Annotated in this window: 15 protein-coding genes, 1 tRNA gene and 9 pseudogenes; 16 read left to right on the top strand and 9 right to left on the bottom strand. The window is 66.7% G+C overall.

Translation table 11 applies throughout. The annotated features are described in order from the left end of the window. The first annotated feature begins 40 nt into the window (after window positions 1–40). Window positions 41–505, top strand: coding sequence for a hypothetical protein (locus tag ACFQJD_RS08225; protein WP_379797464.1), 465 nt, complete (start codon window positions 41–43; stop codon window positions 503–505). A gap of 612 nt (window positions 506–1,117) precedes the next feature. Here ACFQJD_RS08225 and ACFQJD_RS08230 read toward each other — a convergent pair. After that, window positions 1,118–1,192: transfer RNA gene (locus tag ACFQJD_RS08230), tRNA-Arg, on the bottom strand. Between the two features lie 209 nt (window positions 1,193–1,401). Here ACFQJD_RS08230 and ACFQJD_RS08235 point away from each other — a divergent pair. Further along, a pseudogene (locus ACFQJD_RS08235) lies at window positions 1,402–2,012 on the top strand (RAD55 family ATPase). Window positions 2,013–2,072: 60 nt separating this feature from the next. Further along, window positions 2,073–2,494, top strand: a pseudogene (locus ACFQJD_RS08240) (CoA-binding protein). Here the strand turns inward: ACFQJD_RS08240 and ACFQJD_RS08245 are convergent. From ACFQJD_RS08245 to ACFQJD_RS08265, 5 genes and pseudogenes are all read right to left on the bottom strand, one after another. Next, the gene (locus ACFQJD_RS08245; RefSeq protein ID WP_379797466.1) at window positions 2,495–2,815 is read right to left on the bottom strand and encodes a DUF5798 family protein; all 321 of its coding nucleotides are present in this window, start codon (window positions 2,813–2,815) and stop codon (window positions 2,495–2,497) included. It lies immediately after the preceding pseudogene. A 101-nt stretch (window positions 2,816–2,916) separates the two neighbouring features. Next, on the bottom strand, window positions 2,917–3,960 hold the full coding sequence (locus tag ACFQJD_RS08250; protein ID WP_379797468.1) for an ABC transporter permease: 1,044 nt from the start codon (window positions 3,958–3,960) through the stop codon (window positions 2,917–2,919). After that, window positions 3,953–5,734 (bottom strand): ABC transporter permease, encoded by a 1,782-nt coding sequence (locus ACFQJD_RS08255; RefSeq protein WP_379797470.1) that lies wholly within the window; start codon window positions 5,732–5,734, stop codon window positions 3,953–3,955. Before ACFQJD_RS08255 ends, ACFQJD_RS08250 begins: the two co-directional genes overlap by 8 nt. Continuing rightward, window positions 5,731–6,617: pseudogene (locus tag ACFQJD_RS08260) on the bottom strand (ATP-binding cassette domain-containing protein). The gene ACFQJD_RS08255 and the pseudogene ACFQJD_RS08260 overlap by 4 nt, the downstream one beginning before the upstream one ends. A 146-nt stretch (window positions 6,618–6,763) precedes the next feature. Beyond that, entirely contained in the window at window positions 6,764–7,624 is an 861-nt protein-coding gene (locus tag ACFQJD_RS08265; protein ID WP_379797472.1) for a 3-hydroxyacyl-CoA dehydrogenase family protein, read from the bottom strand. 85 nt (window positions 7,625–7,709) lie between these two features. On the opposite strand from ACFQJD_RS08265, the gene ACFQJD_RS08270 reads away from it, so the two are divergent. The 11 genes and pseudogenes from ACFQJD_RS08270 (at window position 7,710) to ACFQJD_RS08320 (ending at window position 15,411) form a co-directional block, all read left to right on the top strand. Further along, a complete protein-coding gene (locus ACFQJD_RS08270) occupies window positions 7,710–8,507 on the top strand; it encodes a class I fructose-bisphosphate aldolase (protein ID WP_379797474.1) in 798 nt (265 codons plus the stop codon). Then, window positions 8,507–9,352: pseudogene (locus ACFQJD_RS08275) on the top strand (class 1 fructose-bisphosphatase). Before ACFQJD_RS08270 ends, ACFQJD_RS08275 begins: the two are co-directional and overlap by 1 nt. Before the next feature lie 123 nt (window positions 9,353–9,475). Then, the gene (locus ACFQJD_RS08280; protein WP_379797476.1) at window positions 9,476–9,724 is read left to right on the top strand and encodes a hypothetical protein; all 249 of its coding nucleotides are present in this window, start codon (window positions 9,476–9,478) and stop codon (window positions 9,722–9,724) included. Further along, entirely contained in the window at window positions 9,721–9,867 is a 147-nt protein-coding gene (locus ACFQJD_RS08285) for a hypothetical protein (RefSeq protein ID WP_379797478.1), read from the top strand. The genes ACFQJD_RS08280 and ACFQJD_RS08285 overlap by 4 nt, the downstream gene beginning before the upstream one ends. Window positions 9,868–9,914: 47 nt before the next feature. Continuing rightward, a complete protein-coding gene (locus tag ACFQJD_RS08290) occupies window positions 9,915–10,769 on the top strand; it encodes an HpcH/HpaI aldolase/citrate lyase family protein (protein ID WP_379797481.1) in 855 nt (284 codons plus the stop codon). Window positions 10,770–10,841: 72 nt separating this feature from the next. Continuing rightward, window positions 10,842–12,094 (top strand): annotated as a pseudogene (locus tag ACFQJD_RS08295) (Glu/Leu/Phe/Val family dehydrogenase). Window positions 12,095–12,182: 88 nt separating this feature from the next. Next, a pseudogene (gene pyrB / locus ACFQJD_RS08300) lies at window positions 12,183–13,083 on the top strand (aspartate carbamoyltransferase). Beyond that, window positions 13,080–13,571, top strand: coding sequence for an aspartate carbamoyltransferase regulatory subunit (gene pyrI, locus ACFQJD_RS08305; protein WP_379797483.1), 492 nt, complete (start codon window positions 13,080–13,082; stop codon window positions 13,569–13,571). The pseudogene pyrB and the gene pyrI overlap by 4 nt, the downstream one beginning before the upstream one ends. Window positions 13,572–13,900: 329 nt before the next feature. Beyond that, window positions 13,901–14,362, top strand: a complete 462-nt coding sequence (locus ACFQJD_RS08310) for a bifunctional nuclease family protein (RefSeq protein WP_379797485.1) — start codon at window positions 13,901–13,903, stop codon at window positions 14,360–14,362. Window positions 14,363–14,417: 55 nt separating this feature from the next. After that, window positions 14,418–14,915 carry an acyl-CoA thioesterase gene (locus ACFQJD_RS08315; protein WP_379797487.1) on the top strand — a complete coding sequence of 166 codons (498 nt, stop codon included), beginning with the start codon at window positions 14,418–14,420 and terminating at the stop codon, window positions 14,913–14,915. Between the two features lie 40 nt (window positions 14,916–14,955). Beyond that, window positions 14,956–15,411, top strand: a complete 456-nt coding sequence (locus tag ACFQJD_RS08320) for a hypothetical protein (protein WP_379797489.1) — start codon at window positions 14,956–14,958, stop codon at window positions 15,409–15,411. 6 nt (window positions 15,412–15,417) lie between these two features. Here ACFQJD_RS08320 and ACFQJD_RS08325 read toward each other — a convergent pair whose 3' ends face one another. Further along, window positions 15,418–15,777, bottom strand: coding sequence for a hypothetical protein (locus tag ACFQJD_RS08325; protein ID WP_379797491.1), 360 nt, complete (start codon window positions 15,775–15,777; stop codon window positions 15,418–15,420). Window positions 15,778–16,091: 314 nt separating this feature from the next. On the opposite strand from ACFQJD_RS08325, the pseudogene ileS reads away from it, so the two are divergent. Together ileS and ACFQJD_RS08335 are read left to right on the top strand one after the other, a co-directional pair. Then, window positions 16,092–18,528: pseudogene (ileS, locus tag ACFQJD_RS08330) on the top strand (isoleucine--tRNA ligase); the annotation flags it as partial. After that, entirely contained in the window at window positions 18,483–19,253 is a 771-nt protein-coding gene (locus tag ACFQJD_RS08335; protein WP_379800455.1) for a DUF5915 domain-containing protein, read from the top strand. The pseudogene ileS and the gene ACFQJD_RS08335, both read left to right, overlap by 46 nt. Before the next feature lie 30 nt (window positions 19,254–19,283). On the opposite strand, the pseudogene aglM reads toward ACFQJD_RS08335, so the two are convergent. Together aglM and ACFQJD_RS08345 are read right to left on the bottom strand one after the other, a co-directional pair. Next, window positions 19,284–20,578, bottom strand: a pseudogene (gene aglM / locus ACFQJD_RS08340) (UDP-glucose 6-dehydrogenase AglM). 52 nt (window positions 20,579–20,630) lie between these two features. After that, window positions 20,631–21,496, bottom strand: a pseudogene (locus ACFQJD_RS08345) (FAD-dependent oxidoreductase). Window positions 21,497–21,528 lie beyond the last annotated feature (32 nt).

Below are 21,528 nucleotides of genomic sequence, written 5' to 3' on the forward strand. Positions count from 1 at the left end.
GTCTTCCGACCTTCTCCCGATCTTAGAGAATCCTGAAGAGATGGATCAAACCACGGTAACGGACTGGCGGTCGAAGATCGCTGGCGGGGCGAAGTTCAAGGAACTACCGCTAATCAGGTTGATCAACGTCACTATGGAGCGAGGGCCAGGATTCGACGTCATAGACCCACGTGGGCCCCTCTCGAAAGACACAGGGCAGGACGACTACGGTTTGTGGTTCACTCCTGTCGAGATCAAGGCAGTCGATGGAACATCGCCTCCGTTCAGCTTTAGGTTGACTACGAACGAGTACCGCCAAGCTAAGGCGTTCATCCGCGACGATAACATCCCGTACGTGATTCGCCTAGTCGCGGTTCCTGAACCTGGAACTAAAAATTGGCCGGAAGAGACTGAGATTGTCACTGAGAAAGTTATAGAGACCGAGTCTGAACTAGATGATATCGTCGGTTCTCAGCAGTTCGAGGATATCGTGAAAGGTGGCTACATGAATATGAAGATCCAGTAGACGAGTATCCTGTCCATTTTATCTGCTCATTCCCAGTCTCTCCAGCCTTCGAAGAGGTGCTCGTTCCTCCGCCAGAGCTGAGGTTTAAGTAATTGATTCGAATCGATAGCTGGGTGGTCACGCGCAAGTCCAGATTTTTCTGCGACCCAGTCTCGATATTCTTGTATCGTCTGTGGTTCCCCAGAATTGTGAGTCTCCATGTGGGACGTATTGAGATAGTTCTTAGATTCGCCGCAGACCATACATGGGAGTTCACCTTCGTTCGGCTCTTTGCTGTTCGCCATAGAACGATGCTCTCATCATTCGATGATTAATCTATACTCTCGTTGGCCGGGAACTCACGCAGCGACTCGGAGAACAATTCTACGACACGCTCATCGGTGTCAAATTAACACTACTTGTGCGCAAGAGCGCGCGCACCAAACAGTAGGTGGGTAATACGATAGCTCGACCCATACCTTTTTGTCGCCCGAACGACGGTTTAGATGCAGGCGAACCGCATGACGGCGACGACCCCCGTGATGAATCGGAACGGACTCTTTCGCGCGAAGAGCGACTTCTTTAAAAGGAAGTCTACGCCGTCTGTTGAATCTAGATCGTTCGGAAAACGAATGGGCGCTGCAGGATTTGAACCCGCGGCAACTTGGTCCGAAGCCAAGCACTCTGTCCAGACTGAGCTAAGCGCCCTGTAGAACTCTACTGCGTAGCCCCCTGTTAAACTACTGGTTTCGCCCGTCGGATGCGCCAGATCGCTCCGAGTAGGGAAGTTCGTTTCGCTAATCAAAAAGAATAATACCGGGTCACGATATGTTCAAATCATCTAATGATTTCCGGCGAGTTGAGGAGTTGCGTGACCACGTGCTCTATCGCCGTCGCGGGTTCAGTGAGGGAACGATATGTATGACCTCGGACCCGCCCTCGACCTCGAAGTCGATCCGGGAACGAACCTTCTGATAGCAGGGAGCCCGCTCACGGGTAAACGAGAACTCGCTCTCGACATCCTCGCTACGGGCGTCAGTCAGGGGAAGGGGTCATCATCGTGACCAACACCGACAGTGCCGAGCGATTTCTACAGGATTTCGGCGAACGCGTCCCATACGAGAACAACCCGGTTGCCGTCGTCGACTGCGTGACGCGACAGCAGGGCGTCAGCGACGCCATCGAATCCGACCGCATCCGCTACACGTCGTCACCGGAGGACATGACGGGCATCGGGATCCAGTTCTCCGAACTGTTACAGGAGTTCTACGAGGAGCGGAACATCGAGCGAAACCGAATCCTCCTCCACTCGCTGTCGACGCTGTTGATGTACTCCGACCTCCAGACGGTGTTTCGGTTCCTGCACGTCTTCACGGGGCGCGTCCAGAGCGCCGACGGCGTCGGTCTCTACACCATCGACTCGACGGCCCACGACGAACGGACGTTGAACACGCTCAAGCAACTGTTCGACGGCATCATCACCACCCACGAGGACAGCGAACCGACCGTCAACGTCCCCGGGGCCTGAGCGGGGACGCTCGACTACCGGAGGCGTGTGACCTATTACTGTTCCCACCAAGGGACGGGTATGCCCGTGACGTCTACGGAGAAACTCCGGGAACTGCTGAAGCACCGAACGGTCGCCGTCGTCGGTTGTTCGTCGACGCCGGGGAAAGCCGCACACGACGTGCCGGCCTACCTTCAGGAGAACGGCTTCGACGTCGTTCCGGTGAATCCCTACGCCGACGAGATTCTCGGCGAACGGGCCTACGATTCGCTCGACGACGTCGAAGAGACGATCGACATCGTCGACGTCTTCCGCCCGAGCGAGGAGGTTCCGGACATCGTCGACCAGGTGCTGACCGGCACGACAGTCGTGGTGACGTCGACGCTCTCTGGTTACAACTCGGGATTCGCCACGACGAGGCGGCAGCCCGCGCGGAGGCGGCCGGCCTCGACGTCGTCCAGGACCGCTGTCTCAAGGTCACCCATCAACAGCTGGGCGACTGATCAGGCGGCGTCGGCTCCCGACATCGACCCGCCGTTTCCGGCATCGTCAGCGTCGCTTCCGGCACCGTCGCCTTCGGCGTCGGTGATGTGGACGTCGGCGGTGACGGCGTCGACGTCGATGCCCTCGTTTTCCGCCAGTCGGTCGAGGATGGCGCGTTGCTCGTGGATCTCTCGTTCGAGGCGCTCGACGCGGTCGCTCGTGCCGTTGACCGTCTGTTGCATCTCGCGCATCTGCTCTTTCAGGTCGTTGATACGGCCGTAGAGTTCCTCGGCCGTGTCGGCGACTTTCTGGAGCTTCTTCGCCGTGCTTCCGAATCCCATACCCGTACCGTGGACGGGAGGGTTTGTGTGCGTTCCGCTCCGTCGGTGCGTTTCGCTCCGTTCGTGCCTCCCGACGCGCGTTCCTGTCGCCCCGACGCCCGTCAGGGGAGCGTCGCCCGCGGAACGAGTCGCCGGAGGCCGACGTACGCCGCGGCGGCGAGAGCGACGTAGCCGCCAACGGCCACCAGCGCGGTCGTCCCGGCGCTGCCGATGGCGAGGCGGGCGACGACGTTGACGGGGTTGAACGGGACGAGCGCCGCGCCGCCGAAGCCGACGAGGATGCCCACGGAGTAGAGGAACTGCGCGGAGCGCCGGTCGGGGGCGAACAGCGCGACGGTCGTCCCGAGGGCGACGACGAACAGCGCGAGTCCACCGACGAGTGCGAGCAACGGGGCGGCGTTGGCGACGTGCGTCCCGTTCAGTTCGAGGAGGGCGACCCAGAGGGCGGCCTGTCCGGGCGCGAGCGCGGCCGCCGCCCACACCTTCCCGTCGACGATGTCGACCATCGAGACGGGAGCGACCCGCAGGAGTTCGAGCGTCCCGCGTTCGAACTCCTCGGTGACGGAGTCGACGGCGATGGAGCCGCTGATGAACACCGGGAGGAAGAGCAACAGCGGGATCAACACGGTGTAGGTGAACCCGAAGTAGGGGCTCGTCGTCGCCGGCGGCGGCAGATCGAGCGGCGTCGCGGTGAGAGAGTCCGCCCGCTGTCGCCGTTCGACCCGTTCGAGCGTCTGCAGGAGGTCACGCACCGTCACGACGACGACCGTCGTCCGCACGTTCGAATCGGGGGCGGTGACGGTCACGGCGAGTCTCCCGTCCCGGGTCGTCGCGTCGAGGACGACGTCGGCGCGGCCCCGGTGGAAGGCGTCCGTCGCGGCGGCGGCGGACGAGAACTCCCGGGCGTCCAGCCCCTCCGTCTCGCGCGCGACGGCGAGGAGTTCGTCGCGGGCGTCGCCGGTCACCGCGGCGTCGACGGTGTAGCCCTCGACGCTCCCCGGATCGTACAGCGAGACGAGGCCGACGACGAGAAACGACGAAAACGCCGCGATGAACAACTGGATGAGCAACGCGAGGACGATGGTCTTCTCGGAGCGCAGGACCTGCAGTTCCCGCCGCGCGATGGTGAGTCGCGGGTCACCCAAGGGCTGTCACCACCGCGAAGTTGTAGGCAGCGTGGACGCCCGTCGCGACGACGAGCGCGCCGGCGTACCAGTTGCGCCCCCTCGACGCGCCGAGCGCCGAGATGCTCGTCGTCCCGGCGTGGAGGGCGAGCGGGGCCAGCAGGAGCGCGACGGCGGCCGTCGGCCCGACGCCGGCGGGAGCGAAGGCGGCCCGGCCGAGCGCGAGTTCGGGCAGGCCGACGAGCTGGACGACGGCGGTCAGTTTCTCGCCGAGGAAGAAGCCGAGTCCGGAGAGCCCACCGAGGACGAGCGCGGTCCGTGGCAGGCGCGGGAAGCGCTCTTTCTCGAAGCCGGCGTAGACGGGGAGGCTCTTGGCGACCTCCTCGACGGCGGCGACGACGAACAGGAGCGGCGGAACGGAGACGGAGACGGGAAGCACGAAAAACAGGGCGATAGCGAGCAGTTCGGCGACGAAGACGAACGGAATCGAGAGCGCGCTCAGGAGCGCCATCGACCAGGGCCCGGAGATCCGACTGTCGAGGGCGTCGAGGAACTTCAGCGGGACGGGTCGCTGGGTGAACATGTCCTCCTCGCGGTAGACGCCGACGCCGAGGAGAAAGAGGACGGCCGCCGAGAGGTAGATGGGCCCCGTCGAGAAGGCGTACTGCGCGGCGGTGACGCCCGTCCCCTGCAGGTCGCGGACGACGAGCGTCAGCGGCGAGATGAGGGCGATGGGGGTGACGTTCGAGAAGATGGCCGGCACGAACGCGTAGGTGGTGAGGAAGACGGAGACGGTGACGGTGACGAAGGTGAGTTCCTTGAACGACCGGGCGAACATCGCGCCGACGAACGTCGCGGCCAGAAAGAGCGCCGCGAGGGGGACGACGGCCCCGACGGAGACGACGCCGCCGCCGATGGCGGCCGCGATGAGCGCCGTCACCGCGACCAAGAGCCCGAAATACGGCAGGGTCTTGCCCGCGACGATGTCCGACGGCGACGCGGGCGTCACGAGGAGCAACTCGCCACGGCGGTTGATGCGTTCGTTCAGTATCGTGCTCCCGTAGGGCTGGATGACGAAGTTCATCGGCACGAAGAAGGCGAACGCAAGGACCAGCGACGCGAACGGGAACGGGGGCGAGATGTCGGCCGGTGAGCCGGTCGTTCGCGTCGCGAACAGCCCCGTCCCGCCGACGTCGGGGACGGCCATCGACCCGTCACCGGCCGGGGTGGTCCCGCTCGCGTCGCCGCCGGCCCCGCTCGCACCGCCGCTACTCCCGCCACTGCCGCCGCCACCGCCGTCGGTGCCGCCGTCGACGATCGCGCGGTTCTGGGTGGTGTACAACAGCGTGACCGTCACCGGAAACGCGGCGCTCCGGTTCTCCTCTTGGCTCATCAGACGGGCGTTGTGTCGCTGGACCGCGTCACGGAACGCACCGAGTGCGGCCTGGCCCTTCCGCGTGTCTCGGGCGTGGATTTCGCCGTCCCGGACGAGGACGTCGAGTCGCCCGCGTTCGAAGGCGGTCCGGTCCGGCGGGTGGGCGGCGAGGGCCGTGCTGTCGGCGACCGGGGCGTGATACGGGCTGTCCGCGGCGACGCCGACGCGATAGATACCCCTGTCGATGGCGACGCCGCCGGTGGTGGCCGTCGCGCCGGCGACGCCGCCGGCGAGGAGGAGCGCGACGAGTCCCACGATGGCCGTCCGGCGGTCCACGACGGACGCGGTCCGAAACGTCTCCCAGCGCGCGATGCGGAGGATTCGGGCGGCGTGCGCCCGGGCGGTGCCTGCGACGGTCACGTGGCGGAACCCCGTTCGTCCGTCCCGCCCGCGAGGTCGAGAAAGATCTCTTCGAGGCTCGGCTCCTGCGTCCGAATGTCGATGACGTCCCCGCCGTCGGCGACGGCGGACTCGCGGATCGACTCCACGGCGTCCACGTCGTCGACGGCGGTGACGTAGCGGTCGCCGTCCGGTTCGCTGCCGGCCACCGGAACCGTCGTGTAGACTCGGTACTCGACGTCGCCGTATTCCTCGCGGATCTCGGCGACCGTCCCGCGGGCGATGATTTCGCCGCGGTTCATGATGACGACGCGGTCACAGACGCTCTCGACGTGATAGAGGTTGTGCGCGCTGAAGACGACGGTCTTCCCCGGTCGCTCAGTTCACGAGTGAACTCGATGACGTAGTTCGTCGTCAGGGGGTCGAGACCGCTCGCGGGTTCGTCGTAGACGAGGACGTCCGGGTCGTTGATCAGCGACCGGGCGATGGCGACTTTCCGCTTCATCCCCTTGGACATGTCGCCGAGTCGCCGCTCTCGATGGTCGAGTTCGAGGCGGTTGAGCGTTCGCTCCGTCCGCTCGTCGGCCACCTCGCGGGGCACGTCGTAGAGGTCGGCGAAAAAGCGGAGATACGAACGCGGCGTCATGTCCTCGTAGAGGGGCGACTCCTCGGGGAGGAAGCCGAGCGTCCGCCGCATCTCGGGGTCGCCGGCGTCGTAGCCCGCGACCCGTGCCGTGCCGGCCGTCGGTTCGACGAGTCCGGCGAGCATCTTCAGCGTCGTCGTCTTGCCCGCGCCGTTGGGACCGACGACGCCGAATATCTCCCCGCGGTCGACCGCGAACGTACTCCCCGCGACCGCGGGGAAGTCGCCGTAGGTCTTCCGGAGGTTCTCGACGGCGATCATTGTCGGGGACAGGGGCGGCGGCGTGAAAAGCCCGACGGCCCCGGAATCACGACTGATACTCGCCCGGCATCGACGGCCCGATGCCGACCGGCCTTCGCCCGAAGCCGTCGCTGGCGCGGGACGCCCGTCCGAACGCTCCGGGCGAGTCAGTCGTACTCGTAGAAGCCCCGGCCGGTCTTCTTGCCCAGGTCGCCGGCGTCGACTTTCCGCTTGAGGAGGTAGGCCGGTTTGTACCGGTCGCCGAGCTCGTCGTGGAGCGTCTGACTCGCGTCGAGGACGATGTCGAGGCCGATGTGGTCACAGAGTTCGAGCGGACCCATCGGGACGTTCGTCCCGAGTTTCATGCCCGTGTCGATGTCTTCCTTCGAGGCGACGCCTTGGTCGTAAGCGCGGACGCCCTCGTTGAGCCACGGCATCAGGATGCGGTTGACGACGAACCCGGGTTTGTCGTCGGACTCCCAGGTCTCTTTGCCCATGTCCTCGGCGAGGGCGTGCGAGAGGTCGACCACCTCGTCGGCCGTCTTCTCGCCGACGACGAGTTCGAGACCCTTCATGACGGGCGCGGGGTTCATGAAATGTAGGCCGACGACGAGTTCGGGGCGGTCGGTGACGCTGGCGATGGTCGTGATCGAGAGGGTGCTGGTGTTGGTCGCTAACACGACGTCGTCGGGGACGGCCTCGTCCAGGTCGGCGAAGATGTCCCGTTTGACGTCGAGTTTCTCGACGGCCGCCTCGACGACGTAGTCGGCGTCCGCGAGGTCGTCGAGGTCCGTCGTCCCCGTGATGCGCTCGCGGGCCGCGTCGGCCTCCTCCTGGGTCAACTGCTCTTTGCGGACGAACCGCGAGAGGCTGTCTTCGATGCTGTCGAAGCCCTGCTGGACGAACTCCGATTTGACGTCCCGCATGACGACGTCGTAGCCCGCGGTCGCGGCCACCTGCGCGATTCCGCTACCCATCGTCCCGGCACCGACGACGCCTACCGTCTCGATTTCGTCGAGCGTTCGCATACCACTCCCTGTATCGTGGGGCGTTGTAAGAATAGCGGAGACGCCGACCACATTTTTTATATTAGTCATCGCCGGAGTCTCACGTATGCTCCCCGGTGCTGATTCGGCCATCACCCGCGACGGCAAGGCGTTGATAGTGGCGTACGACCACGGCCTCGAACACGGTCCGGCCGACTTCGAACCCGTGCCGGCGACCACGGACCCGTCCGTGGTGTTCGACGTGGCCACCCACGACGCCGTGACGGCGCTCGCCGTTCAGAAGGGCGTCGCCGAGGCGTACTACCCCTCCTACGAGGACGACGTGACGCTGCTGGCGAAGCTCAACGGCACGAGCAACCTCTGGATGGGCGAACCCGACTCGTCGGTCAACTGGTCCGTCGACTACGCCGCCGAGGTCGGAGCCGACGCCGTCGGTTTCACCGTCTACAGCGGCTCCAACCACGAGGTGGAGATGTTCGAGGAGTTCCGTCGCGCACAGGAGAAAGCCCGCGAACACGACATGGGCGTCGTGATGTGGTCGTATCCGCGCGGACAGGGCCTCAAAAACGACACCAGCCCCGACACCATCGCCTACGCCTCCCGCATCGGCCTCGAACTCGGTGCCGACATCGCGAAAATCAAATATCCGGGCTCGCCGGAGGCCATGGAGTGGGCGGTCCAAAACGCCGGCGACATGAAAGTCGTCATGAGCGGCGGGTCCAAGACCAGCGACGAGGCGTTCCTCTCGACGGTCGAGTCCGCCGTCGACGCCGGCGCGGCCGGCCTCGCCGTCGGACGCAACGTCTTCCAGCGCGAGAACCCGACCGAAATCCTCGACGCCCTCGAGGCCGTCATCTTCGAGGGGGCGACCACGCGGGAAGCGCTGGCCGAGACCTCGAACTGATGGCGCTCGACGCCACAATCGCCGAGATTCGGAACGTCGTCGCGGCGACGGCACCCGACGTCCGCGCCGGCCTCCCCGGCCGACGCGAGAAAAGCGACGAGACGAATCCGAGCGGCGAGCGACGCCTCGCCGCCGACGAGTACGCCGACCAGCTCCTCGAGGAGCGGCTGGGAGAGATCGACGGCGTCGGTGCCTACGCCAGCGAGGAACGGGAAGGGACGGTCGACGTCGGCGAGGGCGTCTCCGTCGCCGTCGACCCGCTCGACGGCTCCTCGAACCTCGAACCCAACAACGTCATGGGAACGATCGTCGGCGTCTACGACGCCCCCTGCCCGCGAACGGGCGGGAACTCGTCTCCGCCGGCTACGTCCTCTACGGCCCCATCACGACGATGGCGTGGGCCGAGAGCGGGACGACGGTAGAGTACCTCGTCGAGGACGGTGACCTGCAGCGCCTCCGCGATCCGGTGGCGCTCCCCGACGACCCGACCGTCTACGGCTTCGGCGGGCGCGTACCGGACTGGCCCGAGGACTTCGCCGCCTACGCCGACGAGGTCGAATCCGAACTCAAACTCCGCTACGGGGGCGATGATCGGCGACGTCAATCAGGTGTTGACCTACGGGGGCATCTTCGCCTACCCGGCGCTCACGTCCGCCCCGAACGGGAAACTCCGTCTGCAGTTCGAGGGCAACCCCGTCGGCTACGTCGTCGAGTGTGCGGGCGGGCGGTCCTCGGACGGCACCCGCTCGTTGCTCGACGTCGAGGCGACGGACCTCCACCAGCGCGTCCCGGTCCACCTCGGAAACGCCGATCTCGTCGACCGCCTCGAACGGACGCTCGATTGAGGCCCGTTCCGGATTTTAATCGCTGCCTAACGGTTCTCAAGCGACCCATTAGAATAATCAAGGGGTCAATACTCAGGAGGGTGTCGGTCGTCGGGGCGGACGTCGCGAGTCGACGATCCGACCATGTCACAGGACACTCCCTCGAACAGACACGCTCCGACGCTCGACAGTCCGGACATCGACGGACGGATAGCCCGACTCGCGGCGACCGCGACGGACGCGGAGCGTTTCCTGTGGGCCGTCGTTGGCGTGACGGTGGTCCTCGACGTCGCGCTCACCGCCTACGGCCTCGACCTCGGACTCGTCGAGGAAATCCGATCGCGGCGGCGTTCGTCGAGCGGTACGGCGTCGTCGTCGCGCTTGGTGGATTGAAGGCCGCGGCCCTCGGCGTCGCCTTCACCGGGTGGGCGCTCGTCGCCCGGCCGTTTCGGGGACTCATCCCGCTCGGCCTGGCGTTCCCGTGGACGGCGGTGACGGTCGTCAACGCAGTGACGATTCTCACCTACGTGCTGTGAGTCGCTCGACGGCGTACTTTCAAACCGCCGGCCCCCGTGTGTCCGCCATGGCACGGAGAAGCCTGCTCTTCTCGCCCGGCGACCGACCGGAGATGATGAAGAAAGCCCCCGAAACGGGGGCGGACATTCTGGTGTTCGACCTCGAAGACGCGGTGGCACCGGCGCGGAAGTCGGACGCCCGGCGGGCTGTCAGAGACGTCCTCGCGGACGCCGACTTCGACCCGGACGCCGAGGTCGGCGTCCGGGTGAACCACGACCCGGACGTCGCGAGGGACGACCTGGAGACGATTCTGGGCGCGGACGTCCGCCTCGACGTCCTCGTGATCCCGAAGGCGACCGCGGCGTCGGACGTGGAGACGGCCGCCGCCCTCGCCGCGGAGGCTGGCCGTGATCTCCCCGTGTTCGCCGTCGTCGAGAACGCAGCGGGGGTCCTCGCGGCCCGCGACATCGCCGCGGCGGCCGCGACGGACGCCCTCGTGTTCGGGGCCGAAGACCTCTCGGCGGACCTCGGCGCGACGCGGACGCAGGCGGGGACGGAACTGCTCTACGCCCGCCAGCACGTCCTCCTCGCAGCCCGCGCCGGCGGCGTCGACGCCATCGACACCGTCTACCCCGACTTCGAGGACCTGGACGGTCTCGCCGAGGAAGCGGCGTCCGCGGCGACGTTCGGTTACGACGGCAAGACGGCCATCCACCCGGCGCAGGTCGGCGTCGTCAACGACGCGTTCACGCCCGCGCCCGAACGGGTCGAGTGGGCCCGAGAGGTGCTCGCCGCCCGCGACGAGGCCGATCGAGAGGGGCGGGGCGTCTTCGAAGTCGACGGCGAGATGATCGACGCCCCGCTCGTCGCCCAGGCCGAACGACTTCTCGAACGGGCCGACGCGACCGTAGACGGAGGATGAGCGGCAAAGCGGTGAATCTCTCGCCGTCGACATCCGAAACACTGTACACGACCGACTCCGAGTGAACACCATATGGCCGACGCAAATCCGTTCGAGAACCTGCAGGAACAGATCGACGACGCGGCGGCGCATCTCGACGTCTCCGAGGACGTCGTGGAGCGTCTCAAACACCCCGAGCGCGTGCTCGAACTGAACCTCTCGGTCGAGATGGACGACGGAACGCTCGAACGGTTCGAGGCGTTTCGCTCGCAGTTCAACGGCGACCGAGGGCCGTACAAGGGCGGCATCCGCTACCATCCGGCCGTCGACCGCGACGAGGTGATGGCGCTGTCGGGGTGGATGGTGTACAAGTGCGCCACGGTCGACATCCCCTACGGCGGCGGGAAAGGCGGCATCGCCCTCGACCCGACGGAGTACTCCGAGCGCGAACTCGAACGCGTCACGCGGTCGTTCGCCGAGGAACTCCGCCCCTCATCGGCGAGGACCGCGACATCCCCGCGCCGGACGTCAACACCGGCCAGCGCGAGATGAACTGGATCAAAGACACCTACGAGACGCTCGAAAACACTACCGCCCCGGGCGTCGTCACCGGAAAGGCCCTCTCGAGCGGCGGGAGCGAGGGCCGCGTCGAGGCGACCGGCCGGTCGACGATGCTCACCGCGCGCGAGGCGTTCGACTACCTCGGTAAGGACATGGAAGGCGCGACCGTGGCCGTCCAGGGTTACGGCAACGCCGGATCCATCGCGGCCGAACTCGTCGAGGATCTCGGTGCGACCGTCGTCGCCGCCAGCGACTCGCAGGGCGCGATCTACGCCGAGGACGGCTTCGACGCCGTCGCGGCCAAAGACCACAAACGCGAGACGGGGACGGTCGTCGGCTTCGAGGGCGCAGAACGGACGCTCACCAACGAGGAACTGCTCACCCTCGACGTCGACCTCCTGATCCCGGCCGCCCTGGAGAACGCCATCGACGGCGACCTGGCGCGAGATGTGTCGGCCGACGTCGTCGTCGAGGCGGCGAACGGCCCGCTCACGCCGGACGCCGACGACGTCCTCACGGACCGCGACGTGCTGGTCGTGCCGGACATCCTCGCCAACTCCGGCGGCGTCACCGTCTCCTACTTCGAGTGGGTGCAGAACCGCCAGCGCTTCGCCTGGACCGAAGAGCGCGTCAACGACGAACTCGAAGGCGTCGTCGTCGACGCCTTCGAGACGCTCGTGGACGCCTTCGAGACGCACGACCTGCCGAACTTCCGGACGGCGGCCTACGTCGTCGCCATTCAGCGCGTCGCCAACGCCTTCGAAGAAGCCGGCAACTGGCCCTGAGAACCGGCCTCCACCGTCGCCGCGGCGACGACGCACACCCCACCGAATGCCGGGGGTTTCAAGGTAGTTCCGGTGGCTCACACTGGTAATGCAGCAGGACCACCTCATCAGTGCGACACAGCTGTCGCGGAGCGACATCGAGGCGGTGCTCGACCGGGCGGCCGCGGTCGATGCGGACCCCGAGGCCTACAGCGACCGGTACGACGGGTCCGTGCTCGCGCTCTGTTTTTCGAACCGAGTACCAGAACGAAGTTGAGTTTCGAGACGGCGGCCCAGCGCCTCGGCGGCGACACCATCGACATGGGGTCGGTCGAGTCCTCGTCGGTCAAGAAAGGCGAGAGCCTCGCCGACACGGTGCGTGTCGTCGAGGGCTACGCCGACGCCATCGTCCTCCGCCATCCGAGCGAGGGATCGGCGAAGATGGCCTCCGAGTTCGTCGACGTCCCGCTCGTCAACGCCGGCGACGGCGCGGGCCAGCATCCGAGCCAGACGCTTCTGGACCTCTACACCATCCGCGAGAACGCCGGCCTCGACGACATCACCGTCGGCATCATGGGCGACCTGAAATACGGTCGGACGGTCCACTCGCTCGCACACGCGCTGACGAACTTCGACGTCCGCCAGCAGTTCATCAGCCCCGAGAGCCTCCGTCTCCCCCGAAAGGTCAGATACGACCTCCACGAGGCCGGCGCGCAGGTGCGCGAACACACCGACCTCCACGAGGTGTTACCGGAGCTGGACGTCCTCTACGTGACGCGCATCCAGCGCGAGCGCTTTCCGGAGGAACGCGAGTACCGCGCCGTCGCCGGCGAGTACCAGATCGACAACGAGGTGCTCGCCGAGGCGAAATCCGACCTCACGGTGATGCATCCGCTCCCCGGGTCGACGAGATCGCACCCGAAGTCGACGACACCGCCCGGGCGAAGTACTTCGAACAGGCGCACAACGGCGTCCCGGTTCGCATGGCCCTCCTGGATTACCTGCTATGAGCGACTCAGATCACGAACTCCGCGTCAGCAAGATTCGAAACGGCACCGTCATCGACCACGTCAACGCCGGCCAGGCGCTGAACGTCCTCGCGATCCTCGGCATCGACGGCAGCGGCGGCGAGAGCGTCAGCGTCGGGATGAACGTCCCGAGCGACAAACTCGGGCTGAAAGACGTCGTCAAAGTCGAGGACCGCGAACTGAGCCAGGACGAGGTGGACGTCCTGTCGCTCATCGCGCCCGAGGCAACCATCAACATTATCCGCGACTACGAGGTGATCGAGAAAAACCGGGTCGAACGCCCGACGTCGGTCACGGGCATCCTCTCGTGTCCGAACCACAACTGCATCACCAACGAGGACGAACCCGTCGATCCGACGTTCGACGTCCTCGCCGACGGGGTGCGGTGTATCTACTGTGACACCATCATCCGCGAGGACGACGTCGCCGAACACATCGACGTCGGCCGCTCCGGCGAAATCACTTTGTAACCCCCGGCCGAATCCCCGGATATGTCCGGCAAGGCAAAACTCATCCTCGCACTGGCGCTCGTCGCAGTACTCTACGTCCTCGTCTCCGGCGACACCGAACCGGTCGAGGTCGAAGTCGAGGAGTAACGAACCGCTCTTTCTCGAATCGACAGTCCGCGCCGGTGACCGGGAGTGGGCCCGGCGTCGAAACGCGCGGCCACCGAATCCGGGTCGAGCCGCGGCTGTATCGGTGAATCCCGCCGTCGGCACGCGACTGCGGCGACGGGAGTTCGCCGCTCCCCGCTACCCCACCGATAGGCTATTCACACTTCGGTCGAAATTCACAGGACATGGACCACACTGCCGAGGTCATCGGTCTCGGGGTGGGGACGAGCGATGACGGATCGAACGTCCCGGCGGTCGTGCTCTCGGCCCGCGACGAGTACCTCCCCATAATCATCACGGCCGATCAGGCGCGGGCGATACAGCTCGCCCTCACGGGAGAACCGTTCGAACGACCGCTGACACACGACCTGTTGGTGGAGATACTGACCGAGTTCGGCGGCGCTATCGACGGCATCCGCATCGACGACCTCGCCGACGGCACCTTCTACGCGAAAGTCGACGCCGAACGGTACGACGACGGCCAGCCACGGAAATACGTCTTCGACGCCCGCCCCAGCGACGCCATCGCGCTCGCGGTCCGCGTCGACTGCGAGATCAGCGTCTCCGACGAGATACTCGACGCCGCCGGCCGTCCGCCGTCGGACTTCGAGATGGACCAGTTCGACGAGATCGACGACGATTTCTGACCGCGTTCGTTCCACATCGGTGCCTTTCATGTCGCCCGCCGCGTACCCACGAGGTATGGAAGACACGACGACGCTCGCCGAGTCGCACACGGAGATGACCGAACTCCTCCTACCGAACGACACCAACAATCTGGGTCGCGCCCTCGGGGGCGTGGTTCTCCACTGGATGGATGTGTGCGGAGCGATCGCCGGGATGCGGTTCGCCAACCGGCAGGTCGTGACGGCGTCGATGGACCACGTCGACTTCAAGAGCCCCATCGACCTGGGCGAGGTGGCCGTCGTCGAGGCGTACGTCTACGACACCGGCCGCACGAGCGTCGAGGTGAAAGTCGACGTGTACGCCGAGAACCCCCGGACCGGCGAGAAACGCGAGACCACGGCATCGTTTTTCACGTTCGTCGCCCTCGGCGACGACGGCGAACCGGCACCGGTACCCGACCTGAACTGCCCCACGCAGGGCGAGCGCTCGCTCCGGGAGGCGGCGCTCGACGAACGCGCCGAACAGATGGCGGCGCTCTACGAACGCATGGAGTCGTCCGACGTGGACGTCTGATTCGCGTCAGCCTTTTGCCGCCCGCCCGTCTCTCTCGGCTATGTCCCTCGACGTGGAGACGCCCGCCCCGCCCGAGCTGAACGCCGTCGACCCGAACGAATACGAGGACGCCACCGTCGCCGCCGACGCCGACTACCGGCGCGACGAGCTCGAATCGCTCCTCCGCGAGGGCGCGTGGGAGGACGCGTTCGAGACGTGGGCCGCCGAGGCGGACGTCGACGAACGCGAGTGGGCCGTCGTCGAGGATCTGAATCTCGTCTCGCGCTTCGACTTCTTCTGGGACGACTTCGCCGACAGGGTGGGCTACCACGCTCCCGGCATCCCCGAGGACTGGCGCGAACGCGACGTCCATCCCGACCTCGACTCGTGGGGGATGGTGTCGTCCATCAACGCCGGCCTGACCGAACTCGGCCAACTCGTCTGCGAGATACTGAAAGAGGACTACATCGACTGGGAGGCCGACTACGAAGCGCCCGACGACTTGCCAGACTTCTGAGAGCGGTCATTCGCCGCCGTCGCCGCCGCCACCGCCGTCTCCACCGCCTCCGAACCCGCCACCGAAGCCACCGCCGACGTCGCCGTCGACGTGCGCGTGACCGCCTCCCGATCCTCCGGTCAGCACGAGGAAAAAGGCCACCACTGCGAGCCCACCGGCGACGAGCATACGGTCGGGACTGGCCTGCAGAAAGCGGACGACTTCGGGGAGACTGACGCCGCCGGCCATGAGGCGGTCCAGCGCCGCCTCGTCTCTCCACAGCATGTACGTCATCAGCCCGAACAGCTCGAGCATCCCGCCGACGAACGCCAGCGAAAACGCGAAGCCAGCGAGGCGAAACGGCAGTTTCAGCAGTCGAAAAATCATGGCCCGCTCCGTTTCGAACGGCAGGCTCTCGTCTCGGTGCACGAAACGCGACGCGTCTGCGCTTCCGGCGTTCGGTCGGGGGTCATAGCGCCCAGTGGTACTCACTCCCACGAAAAGGTTGGGTCGGACACACGTTTCGCGGGCACAGGGCTCGATGCGATCGGCCGAGCGGGTCGACCGACGCCGCGTCACACGACCGACTGCACGACCACCACACGACCGACTGCACGACCACCACACGACCGACTGCACGACCACCACACGACCGACTGCACGACCACCGTTTTGATATACGCGCAGAGATAGGGTCGGGTATGGAAGATGTCGCAGACCAGTACGCGCCGTCGGACGTAGAGTCCGGCGTCGAGTCGTACTGGGACGAACACGACGCGTACGAGGCCGCGAAGGAGGCCCACGCCGACGACCCGCCCTTTTTCTTCGTCGACGGGCCGCCGTACACGAGCGGCCAGATGCACCTCGGGACGGCGTGGAACAAGACGCTGAAAGACTCGATCATCCGGTACAAGCGGATGGCCGGCTACGACGTGACCGACCGCCCCGGCTACGACATGCACGGCCTCCCCATCGAGGTGAAAGTCGAGGAGGAACTCGGCTTCGACTCGAAGAAGGACATCGAGGAGTACGGGATGGAGGCGTTCATCGAGAAGTGCAAGGCGTTCGCCGAGCGCAACCGCGAGAACATGGACGAGGACTTCAAGTCCATCGGGACGTGGATGGACTGGTCCGACCCCTACAAGACCGTCTCGCCGGAGTATATGGAGGCGACGTGGTGGGCGTTCAAACGCGTTCACGAGAACGGCCTCGTCGAGCGCGGCAAGCGCGCCATCAACCAGTGTCCGCGGTGCGAGACCGGCATCGCCGACAACGAGGTGGAGTACCACGAGATCGAGTCTCTCTCCATCTACGTGAAGTTCCCACTGCGAGAGAGGGAGGGGTCGCTGGTCATCTGGACGACGACGCCGTGGACCCTTCCCGCGAACACGTTCGTCGCCGTCGACCCCGAGATGACGTATCAGGCCGTCGAGGCCGAGCGAGACGGCGAGCGCGAGGTGCTCTACGTCGCCGAACCCTGCGTCGAGGACGTCCTCAAGGAGGGCCGGTACGAGGAGTACGACGTCGTCGGCGAATACGCCGGCGAGGAGATGGTCGGCTGGGAGTACGACCACCCGCTCGCGGAAGAGGTCCCTGACCACGCCGACTTCGAGGGGTCGCTACAGGTCTACGCGGCCGACTACGTCGAGGCCGACCGGACCGGTCTGGTCCACTCTGCGCCCGGCCACGGACAGGAGGACTTTGAACGCGGGCAGGAACTCGGCCTCGACGTGTTCTCGCCTGTCGCCTCGAACGGCGAGTTCACCGAGGCGGCCGGGACGTACGCGGGGACGTTCGTCCGCGACGCCAACGACGACATAATCGACGACCTGGAGGCGGCGGGGCGGCTTCTCGCGTCCGGCACGCACCGCCACCGCTACGGGCAGTGCTGGCGGTGTGACACGGACATCATCTTCCTCGCCACCGACCAGTGGTTCATCACCGTCACCGACGTGAAAGACGAACTCCTCGACAACATCGAGGACAGCGAGTGGCACCCGCAGTGGGCGCGCGACAGCCGCTTCGAGAACTTCGTCGCCGACGCCCCCGACTGGAACGTCTCCCGGCAGCGCTACTGGGGCATCCCGCTGCCCATCTGGGTGCCGGAAGGCGAGGACGACCCCGACGCGAGCGACGTCGTCGTCGTCGGCACCCGCGAGGAACTCGCGGAGCGCGCGGACCAGGAGGTCGACCCCGAGTCCGTCGACCTTCACCGGCCGTCGGTCGATCCGATCACCATCACCGAGGGCGGCACCACCTACGAACGCGTCCCGGACGTCTTCGACGTCTGGATCGACTCCTCGGTGGCGACGTGGGGGACCCTCGACTACCCCTCGAACGGGGGAGTTCGAGAAACTCTGGCCCGCGGACCTCATCGTCGAGGCCCACGACCAGACCCGCGGATGGTTCTGGTCCCAGCTCGGAATGGGGACGGCCGCGCTCGGCGAGATTCCGTACCGGGAGGTGGTGATGCACGGCTTCGCCAACGACAGCGAGGGGCGGAAGATGTCCAAATCGCTCGGCAACATCGTCACGCCCCAGGAGGCCATCGACCGCTTCGGGCGCGACCCCCTCCGGGCCTACCTCCTGAGCCACGACCAGCACGGCGTCGACCTCGCGTTCGACTGGGACGGCCTCGCGGAGATGCAGTCGACGCTCAACATCTTCTGGAACGTCTTCCGGTTCCCGCTCTCGTATATGGCCCTCGACGGCTACGACCCCGCCGAGGCCGACCTGTCCGACGGCGAACTCGACGTCGTCGACGAGTGGGTCCTCTCGCGCCTCCAGTCGGTGAAAGACGAGTATCACGCCGCCTGGGACGAGTACGCCGTCCACGACGCGCTGAACGAACTCCTCGACTTCCTGACCGAAGACGTCTCCCGCTTCTACGTGAAGGCCATCCGCGAGCGGATGTGGGAGGAGGAGGATTCGGCCTCCAAGCGCGGGGCCTACGCGACGCTCTCGACCGTCCTCGACGAGGCGATCCGCCTCATCGCGCCGTTCACGCCGTTCCTCGCGGAGCGGATGTACCAGCATCTCGACGGGAGCGAAACGACGGTCCACGCCCTCCCGACGCCCGAGGTCGCCCCCGAGTGGAACGACCCGCTGCTCGAAACACGGATGGACGTCCTCCGCGACGTGGAGGAGGCGGCGGCGAACGCCCGCCAGCAGGCCGGGCGGAAACTCCGCTGGCCCGTCCCCCGAGTGGTCGTCGAAACCGAGGACGAGGACGTCGCCGACGCCGTCGACGCCCTCTCCGAACTCCTGAAAGACCGCGTGAACGCCCGGTCGGTTTCGGTGGTCGAGACGTTCGACGAACTCGTCGAACGCGCGGATCCGCAGATGGGCGTCGTCGGCCCCGAATTCGGCGGCGACGCCCAGAAGGTGATGCGGGCCGTCGACGGCAAGTTCCGCGACGAGCTGGTCGACGCCGAGGGCGACACGCCCTACGCCGTCACCGTCGACGGCGACACCTACCACCTCACCGAGGAGATGGTGGCGTTCCACGCCGAACCCCGGAAAACGTCACCGGCGCGGCGTTCGAGGGCGGCACCGTCTACGTCGACACGTCGGTCACCGATGACATCGAAGCCGAGGGGTACGCCCGCGACGTCGTCCGCCGGATCCAGGAGATGCGCAAGCAGCTCGATCTGGACGTGGACGAACCCATTCGCACCCGGATCGACGTCGACGACGAAACGGTCGCGGCGTACGTCGATCGGTACCGGGAGTTCATCGCCGAGGAGACGCGGACCGACGAGTTCGACGCCGACGCAGACGACCTCCTCGAGGAGTGGGACGTCGAGGACGTCACGGTGACGATCGGCATCGAGCGGCTGAAAGCGGACCAGCGGGCGTCCTGAGGGCGCTGTCGGGAGGCGACCGGCCGACGCTCACCAGGTCAGCCCCTCGTACACCAGCCCCTCGCGCCGGGTGACGACGCGCCGTCCGTCGACGACGACGGGCGTCGCCATCGCGTCGAACTCCGAGTCGAGGTCGGCGAACTCGGGCCAGTCGGTGGCGACGACGGCCGCCGCGGCACCGTCGAGTGCGGCGGCCGCCGAGTCGGCGTACGTCAGGTCGGGGAAGTAGTCGCGCATGTTCTCGCTCGCGACGGGGTCGTAGGCGACGACCTCGGCTCCGCGTTCGCGCAGTCCACGGATCACGTCGATCGCCCGCGAGTTGCGTACGTCGTCGGTGTGGGGTTTGAACGCGAGTCCGAGGACGGCGACGCGTTCGCCCGCCACGTCGACGTGGCGGTCGACGAGCGAGAGCAGTCGCCGGGGCTGTTTGTCGTTGACGTCCATCGCCGCCTGCAGGAGTTCGGGGTCGTAGCCTTTCGCCCGCGCGGCGGCGATGATGGCGGCGACGTCTTTGGGGAAACAGCTCCCCCGAAACCGAGCCCGCTCCGGAGGAACCGCTCGCTGATTCTGTCGTCCAGACCGATCGCCTCCGCCACCTCGTAGGCGTCGACGCCGTGTTCCTTGCAGATGTTCCCGAGTTCGTTGATGAGGCTGACCTTCGTGGCGAGGAAGGCGTTGTTGGCGTACTTGATCATCTCGGCCTCGCGGGTGCCCGTCGAGACGACGGGCGGGTCCTCGGCGTCGACGAGCGGGGCGAACACGCCGCAAAGCGCGTCCTCGGCGCGGTCGTCGTCGTCCGTGCCGAAGACGAGTTTGTCGGGTGAGAGGAAGTCGTCGACCGCGCTCCCCTCGCGGAGGAACTCGGGGTTCACGGCGACGCCGAAATCCTCGCCCGCGACGGCGCCCGACGTGCGTTCGAGCGCGGGTCGAATCAGGTCGGCAGTCGTACCCGGAACGACCGTGCTCTTGACGACGACGGTGGGGTAGTCCCCCCGTTCGGCGAGGACGGGACCGAGCGACTCCGCGCCCGCCTCGACGACGCTGGTGTCGACGCTGCCGTCCTCGTTCGACGGCGTCGGCAGGGCGACGAAGATCAGTTCTGCGTCCGAGAGCGCGTCGTAGTCCGTGGTGGCCCGGAGGCGGTTCCCGCCGTACTCGGCGAGCAGTTCGTCGAGTCGGGGTTCGTCGACCGGCGCGCGGCCGTCCTCGACGGCCTCGACGACCGACCGGTCGACGTCCACGTTCGTCACGTCGTGTCCGAGGTGGGCGAGGCAGGCGGCGACCGTCGTCCCGACGTAGCCGCTGCCGACGATACCGACGTTCATCGTCTGACGGTGGGGTGGGTCGCTATTTGAGGGTTCGGGTCTCCGTCCGTTCTCACTCGCTCACGCCGTCCGCGGGGGCGCACGCGTCGAACTCCGCGACGAGTTCGGCGAGTCGGTCGGGGTCGGCAGCGGCGGTGAGCGGCTCGGTCGCGGTGCGACAGGGCGCGTCGGTGCCGAGACGGCGACAGACGAGGTCGGCCGTCGCCTCCGCCATCGCCCGGTGGGTGGTCAGTTTGCCGCCCACGACGCTGACGAACCCGTCGACGCCGTCGGCGGCGTGATCGAGGAGGAAGAAGTCACGGGAGACGCCCCGGCCGTCGCGGGCCGCTTCGTCGGGGTCGTAGAGCGGTCGCACTCCCCAGTAGGTGCGCCCCACGGGCGCGTCGGCGACGGCGGGGAGCATCGCGGCGCACTCCTCGCGGACGCGTTCGACCTCCCACTCCTCGCGGGGGTCGTCGTCGGGGTCGTCGACGGCGACGCTGGTCGTCCCGAGGACGGCCTCGCGGTCGTGCGGGACCACGATGTCGCCGTCGGCCGGCGGGCGGCACCGATTGAGGACCGGCTCAGGTCGGGGTAGTCGACAGCCACCATCACGCCGCGCGTCGGCCGCATCGGAACGTCGACGCCCGCGAGTTCGGCACACGACTCCGCCCACGCGCCCGCCGCGTTGACGACGGCCGTGGCCTCGAATCGGCCCGCTGCGTCGCCGCCGACGGTCGCCCCCGTCACGCGCCCGCCGCCGACGTGCAAGTCCTCGACGGGGGCGTACGTGTGGATCGTCGCGCCGTGTTCCCGGGCGTCGGCGGCCGTCGCAGCGACGAGACGCGACGGGTAGATGACGCCGTCCGGGACGTGCATGGCGCGTTCGGCCCGGTCGGTCACGCCCGGGACGGCCTCGCGGAGCGCGTCGCTTCCCACCGTCTCGACGTCGATGCCGAGGTCGCGACACG

The sequence above is a fragment of the Haloplanus sp. GCM10025708 genome, assembly GCF_042663985.1.
GTDB classification, from domain to species: Archaea; Halobacteriota; Halobacteria; order Halobacteriales; family Haloferacaceae; genus Salinirarus; species Salinirarus marinus.